This is a genomic window from Helicobacter sp. MIT 01-3238 (assembly GCF_003364135.1).
Taxonomy (GTDB): domain Bacteria; phylum Campylobacterota; class Campylobacteria; order Campylobacterales; family Helicobacteraceae; genus Helicobacter_B.
Window position 1 is genome coordinate 1 of the sequence record NZ_NXLN01000044.1, and the last position, 7,828, is coordinate 7,828.

7 protein-coding genes are annotated in these 7,828 nt (G+C 34.8%); 2 read left to right on the plus strand and 5 right to left on the minus strand.

Features of this window, described 5'->3' with window-relative positions:
• The coding region (locus CQA40_RS10525; RefSeq protein WP_115520789.1) for an isoprenylcysteine carboxylmethyltransferase family protein at positions 1–685 on the minus strand (685 nt) is incomplete at its 3' end.
• A 269-nt stretch (positions 686–954) separates the two neighbouring features.
• Between CQA40_RS10525 and ilvC the strand changes: the two genes are divergently transcribed.
• Positions 955–2,001 (plus strand): ketol-acid reductoisomerase, encoded by a 1,047-nt coding sequence (gene ilvC, locus CQA40_RS10530; RefSeq protein ID WP_115520790.1) that lies wholly within the window; start codon positions 955–957, stop codon positions 1,999–2,001.
• 12 nt (positions 2,002–2,013) lie between these two features.
• Positions 2,014–3,375: a glycosyltransferase family 4 protein gene (locus CQA40_RS10535; RefSeq protein ID WP_115520791.1), complete on the plus strand. Its 1,362-nt coding sequence runs from the start codon at positions 2,014–2,016 to the stop codon at positions 3,373–3,375.
• Positions 3,376–3,459: 84 nt separating this feature from the next.
• On the opposite strand, the gene CQA40_RS10540 is transcribed toward CQA40_RS10535, so the two are convergent.
• The 4 genes from CQA40_RS10540 to CQA40_RS10555 all read right to left on the minus strand — a co-directional run.
• On the minus strand, positions 3,460–5,328 hold the full coding sequence (locus CQA40_RS10540) for a glycosyltransferase (protein ID WP_115520792.1): 1,869 nt from the start codon (positions 5,326–5,328) through the stop codon (positions 3,460–3,462).
• A complete protein-coding gene (locus tag CQA40_RS10545; protein WP_115520793.1) occupies positions 5,322–6,146 on the minus strand; it encodes a PIG-L deacetylase family protein in 825 nt (274 codons plus the stop codon). The genes CQA40_RS10540 and CQA40_RS10545 overlap by 7 nt, the downstream gene beginning before the upstream one ends.
• A 17-nt stretch (positions 6,147–6,163) precedes the next feature.
• Entirely contained in the window at positions 6,164–7,042 is an 879-nt protein-coding gene (locus CQA40_RS10550; protein WP_115520794.1) for an FkbM family methyltransferase, read from the minus strand.
• A 111-nt stretch (positions 7,043–7,153) separates the two neighbouring features.
• On the minus strand, positions 7,154–7,828 hold a 675-nt coding region (locus tag CQA40_RS10555; RefSeq protein ID WP_220271921.1), incomplete at its 5' end, for a methyltransferase domain-containing protein.

Here is a 7,828-nt window from a genome sequence, read left to right on the forward strand (position 1 = left end):
GCAAAACCCCACTTACTCCCCACCACTTAAAATACCCCAAAATAGCGATAAGATAATGCACTCCAAAAAGCGAACAAATAAGCCCATAGATAGAATTATACTCCTTGCGTATTATAGTAGAGATGCTCAAAGGTAGCTTAGGCTTTACAAACGCACTAAATCGTGGCAAAAAGCAAGGTGTTTTATCTGCCCATTTTTCATAATCGTTGCCAAATTTTGGTAGCAAAAAACTCTCTTCGGCAAAAATGATTCTCTCATAATAAAGCCAAAAAGCAAGCACAAAAATCACCACAAAAAGCGCATTGCCAAGCAAAATCACAGGAGCTAGCATCATCAAAAAATTGCCAAGATACAAGGGATTTCTACATATAGAATATGCCCCTGTGGTGTTTAGCTCATCTGCGACTTGCCCCCTTGTGTTTCTCCCACTTGTCCCACGCGCTGCAAACCCCGCCACAAACATACGAATCCCCTCGCCTACAAAGCCTATGAGTATGCTTGCATAAATAAGCCATTGACTATAAGCATAATACTCACTACAATCCCCTAGATTTTCAAACTTCACTAGATTTTGCCCAAAACATAGCGACACAAAAATCAGCGCAGGAAGCAAAAAAAGCGGCAAATAACTGCGATAGCCAAAGCAAAAATCCCCCTGTGTTTTTAGCCGTTTTGAAAGAAGCATAGCATATCCTTTTTCATCTCATTTTTGAAGTTTTGATTTTTTGACTCTTTGAAGTTTTTTGGATTTTGCGGATTTTTAGAGTTTGCTAGATTTTGCACCACTTAAAAAGCACCCAAGATTTTACTTAAAAATTCTTAACCCCCCTAGATTTGCATTTTTGTTTTGGGTATTTCTTTGGGAATTTTTTGATAATTTACGCAATCTTAAACAAATTTGCCCTATAATCCAAAATCTGTTTTAAAATTTAAACACCCAAAAAGGAGATTGCAATGAGTTCTCAAGCAGCACAAAAAGCATTGAAAGTCTATTATGACAAAGATTGTGATTTAGCCCTCATACAGCGCAAAAAGGTGGCAATCATCGGGTTTGGCTCTCAAGGGCACGCCCACGCAGAAAACCTCCGCGATAGTGGCGTAGAGGTCATCATCGGGCTATACAAAGGCGGCAAAAGCTGGGATAAGGCAAAAGCAAAGGGATTTAGCGTGCTAGAAGTGGCAGAAGCTACCAAAAAAGCGGACATTATAATGATTTTAATCCCTGATGAACTCCAAGCAGATGTCTTTGCACGCGACATAGCCCCGCACCTAAGCGAGGATAAAATCATCGCTTTTGGGCACGGGTTTAATATCCACTTCGGGCAAATCACTGCACCAAAAGGCGTGGGAATCATAATGGTAGCCCCAAAAGCCCCAGGGCACACTGTGCGAAGTGAGTTTGTCGCAGGCGGGGGAATCCCAGACTTAATCGCCGTAGAGCAAGACACCTCCAAAGGCGATGCCAAAGCAATCGCGCTAAGCTATGCCTGCGCTATCGGTGGCGGACGAAGCGGAATCATCGAAACGACTTTCAAAGATGAAACCGAGACGGATTTGTTTGGCGAGCAAGCCGTGCTATGCGGTGGTGTAACAAGCCTTGTAAAAGCGGGATTTGAGACACTCGTAGAGGCGGGATACCCCGAAGAAATGGCGTATTTTGAGTGCTTGCACGAGCTAAAGCTCATCGTGGATTTAATCTATCAAGGCGGGCTAGCTGATATGCGCTACTCTATCTCAAACACCGCAGAATACGGCGATATGGTAAGTGGACCACGCGTAATCAACGAGCAATCCAAGCAAGCGATGAGAGAAATACTGCGCGAAATCCAAAACGGCAGATTTGCCAAAGACTTTATCCTAGAGCGCAAGGCAGGATATGCGCGAATGAACGCAGAGCGCAAAAACCTAGCCGCTCACCCAATCGAGCGCGTAGGCGAAAAACTCCGAGCAATGATGCCGTGGATAGGCAAAGGGAAGTTAATCAACAAAGAGAAGAATTAAGGGTGGTAACCTATGAAAATCCTCCTTATCATTGAAGATATAACAATTGGTGGTGGAGCAGAACGAGTAGTTGTAAATCTAGCAAATGCTTTTAATGCTATGAGATTTGATTCTGGTAAATACTGTTGTGGAGGGAGTAAACCACAAATTGAAGTCCTATCTTTAAAAAATAAAAACAAAAACATACCTTATCCATTAAGCACGGAGGTTCGCGTTGTTTGCTACCACGACTTATGTGATTTGCCTCCATACAAATGTGATATAAAAACAATCAAAGGGCATTATAAAAGACTTTGTATAAAATCAAAAGTGTTTTTATATAAATTAAGATTTTTAGTGAAATTTAAACTTATCAAAACAGGTGAAGTATTACAAAGAAAGTTAAATGTTGTAATTAACAAAAACAAATATGATTTTGTGATAGATAATACTTTTGCAGATTTTTATCCATACTACAAAAATAAAAATACCAAATACATTCATCTTAAGCATATATCCTACTACTTTTTGAGCCAGTGTACGAATGACAAATATTTTAAAAGTCTTAAAAATTTCGACACCCTAATCCTACTCACCAATAAAGAGCTAGATATATGGCAACGCTACCATAGCAATGTAAGAGTCATTCCAAACTTTTTACCTACGATACCGCAAGTTTCTACAAATCACAGCCAAAAGGTGGTGCTAAGCGTGGGACGAATGGATAGTGGCGACCAAAAAGGCTTTTTAAGGTTGCTTGATATTTGGAAAATGGTGCAGACAAAGATTGTGGATTACCACGATTCGGCGTTGCCAAATCTCGCAATGACGAATCCCCACCCGTCATTGCGAGGCGAATCTGTGGATTCGCCGAAGCAATCTATAAATCCTAAAATGGATTGCCACGAATCGCTACGCGCTTCTCGCAATGACAATATGGCAAATGATTTGCGTGAATGGAAACTTATCATCGTAGGTGATGGAGTCTTAAAAAGCGAGATAGAGTCCAAGATTCGCGCACTCAATCTAGGCGAATCTGTCTTATTAAAACCCTTTACCAAAGACATAGAGCGCGAATATTTGGGAGCAAGTATCTATGCTATGGCTTCGCATTTTGAGGGATTTCCTATGGTGCTTTTGGAGAGCACAGCTTATGGTTTAGCACCCATATCCTTTGACATAGCCACAGGACCAAGTGAAATTATCGAGCATAACAAAAGCGGATTTTTAATCGCTGATAACGACTTAGAATCCTACGCCGAGAAACTCATCACCCTAATGCGCGATGAATCTATGCGGGTTGCATTTGGCAAAGAAGCCAAAAAAATCGTAAGTGAAAGATTTAGCAAGGAAGTGATAATGGAGAAGTGGAGGGAGGTGTTTGGAATAAAATAAAGCAATCCGTTTTTAATACGCCCACTCCTCACTTGCCCTAAAAATAAACATTTAATTAGTTTTTATATCTTGTTTTATAGAATTTCATTTTGAAGCAATAGCAAAATCACTCTTTATAATATTTTTTAACTCTATTATAATATCATCAATACCTTTACATTTATCCATAATGTCTTTATGGGCACACATTTCTGGGTCGCTAAAATCTGGGAATGAAAAATAATCGCCATATATCTTTTTAAGGTATAAATCACTATTGTTTGGAATAAAAAGCTCAATGTCCTCAAAAGAGGCTCTTTTTAAGGGGAATAATAATTTGTTGGAAATAATTTTTGGCTTATCATAACAAATGTATTCACACCCACTAAATAGTGCGCCATTACTTGTATCTATTTTATTGTTTTGCAATATGACATTATTAGTAATGCTTTGTAGTTTTTCATAGGAAAATTTTATTTTACCTTGTTGTAAATATTCCAAAGGTTGTTCTTGAAAAAATTGCTTATTGCACAATACAATCTTATTTGACAGTTCTATTTCCTCCACTCTAGAATCTATATCTTTGAAATAAAAATCGTGTGGAAAAATATCTATCTGAATGGCAGAATTTTTATATTTTAGTCTAATTATTTGTCTATAATAGCCTATCCCCTCATTTACTTCAAATCCCAATTTTTCAAAATCGTTCCTAAAAATCGTCCTAATTTTTTCATAATCACCCCTTATCATAGCGACATCAACATCATCATCCCAAGGAATAAACCCCCTATGACGAACAGCCCCCAACAAGCTACCATAGTCTAGCCAGTAGGTAAGACTATGCTTGGTGCATAATCTATCAAATATATCTAAAGCTAAAGTATCTGCCATTTGTAACTTTCTTAATTCCCCTCTTGCTTTTGGGACTTTAGTTATATCAACACAACTATTTAACAAAGTGTATATGGCTTTTATTTTATCATTTTGAATTTCTATTGTTTTTATCAAATCTTTTTGCCTGATTTTTTTTCTAAACTTTAAGTTAATCCCTAAAATAGTTACAACTTTATGTGTTTTTTCTGAATTGTTTCGCACATCAAATATATTATGCAGTATTTTTTTTATCATAGGCTTTTTTTTGCTAATCATCGCTATCTCCTTTCTAAAATCGGTAAATTTTACTGCTTCGTAAAAATACTCGGCAGATTTTAGTTTTTTATTATTCCAAGGTTTGCTATCGCCCCCCCCCGGATAATGAATTATTACTTGTTCTTTGACTAGATTGTCAATTTGCTCTTTTGTATAAACTTGGTCGAATATTTTGTAAATTACACAATATTTTTTATCCAATGGCATATAATTATTATCAAACACTATGTTAAAAATTTCTTGGTCAGGCAAAGTAATACAATTTGAATGAAAAGCAGTTTGTTCAAAAAGCTTAGAAGTAATGTCATTTTTACGCCACAAATTACAGTTTATTAGAAGTAAGCCACTCATAAAAAATTGATGGCTGGGGGATAAATTTAATTTCTCTTTTTCTTTTTTATAATTATTATTTAGATTTCCTCTTTGGGAGGGAACTGCTCCAATTATTTTCCCACCCAATTCTTCGCAAAACAAAGTTCTTACATCCTTAACAAAAGCTACATCTATGTCAGAATAAATAGCTTTGTCAATGTCAGGTTTTAATAACGGAATTAAATATCTAGCATACATAGCCCTTGATATTTGTTCTAATTCTGGAAACTTACTAAAATACTTTTCTATGTCTATTTCTAAAAATTCAATAGAAAAATTTTTAAAATACTTATCCGTTTTGCAAATTTTTTTCTTATTTTTGGTTGAAATTCCACAATCCATTATATAAAACTCTATAAAATCATTTGTGTGCATAAGTATGGAAGCCATTGTTGTTGCAACAAATGGGGCATACTTATCATCACTAGCCAAAAAGACAGGTATTTTTAACATTCTTTTTTCCAGCTTTTATCATCTTTTTCATATAGATAGTCGCATATGTCTTGAACATAAAAAGCCTCTGCATAACTTTTTGGATTACTAAAAGAGCAAATAATTGCTCTATAATAATTCAATGCCAAAATCCTATCCGCATAATGTGCTTTTTTTCTAGACTCGTAGCTTTCAATTAGCTCCCTCTTTTTGTCAATAAATCCCGTTATATCCTCGTAATAATTTGGTGCTTGCAAAGTTCCCCAAACTTCATATCTAGCAATTTTTAAGCTTTGTTTATAACCTGATTTTTTTATCAGTTTTTTTGCCAAATAATTTCCAACAAACCTATGCTCTCTGTGTCCATCAAACCTATGTGGAACAAAAATAATATCATAATCCATAAAGTTAAAGTTTTTTAGATAATTGTCAAAACTAGACTTTATGCCATCAAACATAGGAGGAACTCCCCATATTTTGCAAATGTAGTATTTTTTCACACCACCTTTCTCCATCACATTACAAAACTCATTGCACCGAATTTGTGCTATTTCTTCTGCAGTTTCAAGATTCCAATCATATTTTACCCCACTAGAGTTTATGCACAATACATCAACTTGCGCTGGATATTTTGCAATAATACCGCCACAACCTATTACTTCATCATCTGGGTGTGGCGCAATAATTAAAATTCTATCTGTATCTCTTATCAAACTTGAAGTGTTATATTTAATTGGATTCATCATTTGATTGCGCAAATTTGGATTTTTTTTTGTAATACTTTTTATTTTGATACGAAAATTTTTTAGTATATTTTTTAGCAAAAATACATATCGCATATCACTTCCTTTTTTTATCACTCTTTTGCGAGTGTATATAAAAAATTATGATGCTCAAATTGTCTTAACATTATGTATCCATACCGTAGCAATATCTCATCTACTTCTTGTTCATTATCTACCTCTTCTATTTCTATAAAAATATAAGAAGGTTTGTAATGTTTGAAAAATTTACTAGCCCCCTTTAATAACAGTATCTCCATTGACTCCACATCTATTTTGATGAAATCTATACGATTAGTGGGAAATGTCATATCATCTAGAGTGCACAACTGCATATCCCCCCCCCCCCCACCAATTTCTTCCAAAGGCTTCAAATGAGTGCTACCAATATTTTCCATTCTATAATCAACATATCCTGCTTCACCTTTTCTATCACTTAAGCCAATGTTATGCAATACAACTTTATCTTTCAAACCATTCAGTTCAATGTTTCTTTTTAAAATCTCAAAAGTATCTCTCACGGGCTCGAATGCGTATATTTTTGACACATTTCTTCTTATCCCCCAATATATGCTATGGTTACCTATATTTGCCCCAATATCAAATATAACAGAGTTTTCAGGTATATATTTATCTAATGACTCTAGAATTTCTTGTTCAAAAAATGTTTTAGTATTGACAATATGCCTTTGGATAAAATCAATAGGATAATACGGCACATAAAACCTAACATCATCAAACTGAAAAATAGAATCTGGCATTGAAAGTTTTCTTGAAATGCTCTCCACTCGTTCTAAAATTTGCTCATTCAGCCCAAACATATTTTCAAAAAAATAAAAAATTCTCCTAAATCTAATCTGCAAACCACAAACGGTTAAAACTTTATATTTTCTATCCGCACTATTGCAAACTGAAAAAATAAACTCTATGCTTTTTTTGACTCTTTTATCCATACCAAAAAACCTCACGCTATTTGAATTGTTTTGTTTTAGTAAATAAAACTATAAACAAACCTTGAATCATATCAAAATTTCATCTGTTCTGTCAATATATCTAATATTTTACTACTTATTTTGGGCTGTAATACCCATAACTAAGGTATATTGATATTCTAATTTTATATCTCTATGATAAGGATTTTTCTTTATCCAAAAAAGCATATACTGGACATATTCCAAGTTTCCATAGCACTCAAAGTTTTCATAATTACCAAAAGTTTTTAGCAAAAGGGACTTAATAGACTCTTCAGTAAAAGAAAACATATGATGAGAATTTTTGCTATGATGAAAAATTGGTCCAGGCACTGTGAGTATTAAATATCCATTAGGTTTCAACATTGATTTCAAATTTTTTAAAGTCCTTGTTAAATCCTCCATATACATTATAACTTGAGTCGCCACAATACAATCAAATTTCTTGCTTGGAAGTGTATCCTCATTTTCTAAGTCGGCGTAATAATTAGCGTTTGGATAGACTTCTTTATGTGATAATGCTGCCATTATGAAAACATTTGGTTTAGTGCCATATTTTTGAGCGTAAATAGTTTCTCCACCAGCAAATTCTAAAACATCACCCTTGATGCATTGAGCACTATCCTTGACATAATCCTCAATAAAATATCTGTCAAAACACTCATCTCTTGTTTGCGGTTTTAAGTAATTGGATATATGTCTCATTTTATTTACACAATTTTTAAATTCACGATACATTTTGCGCTCATAATATTGTCTATACCAGTC

Coding starts and splice junctions, on each gene's coding strand:
- ilvC (WP_115520790.1), top strand. CDS start 955: ATGAGTTCTCAAGCAGCACAAAAAGCATTGAAAGTCTATTATGACAAA.
- CQA40_RS10540 (WP_115520792.1), bottom strand. CDS start 5,328: ATGTTAAAAATACCTGTCTTTTTGGCTAGTGATGATAAGTATGCCCCA.
- CQA40_RS10545 (WP_115520793.1), bottom strand. CDS start 6,146: ATGCGATATGTATTTTTGCTAAAAAATATACTAAAAAATTTTCGTATC.
- CQA40_RS10550 (WP_115520794.1), bottom strand. CDS start 7,042: ATGGATAAAAGAGTCAAAAAAAGCATAGAGTTTATTTTTTCAGTTTGC.
- CQA40_RS10535 (WP_115520791.1), top strand. CDS start 2,014: ATGAAAATCCTCCTTATCATTGAAGATATAACAATTGGTGGTGGAGCA.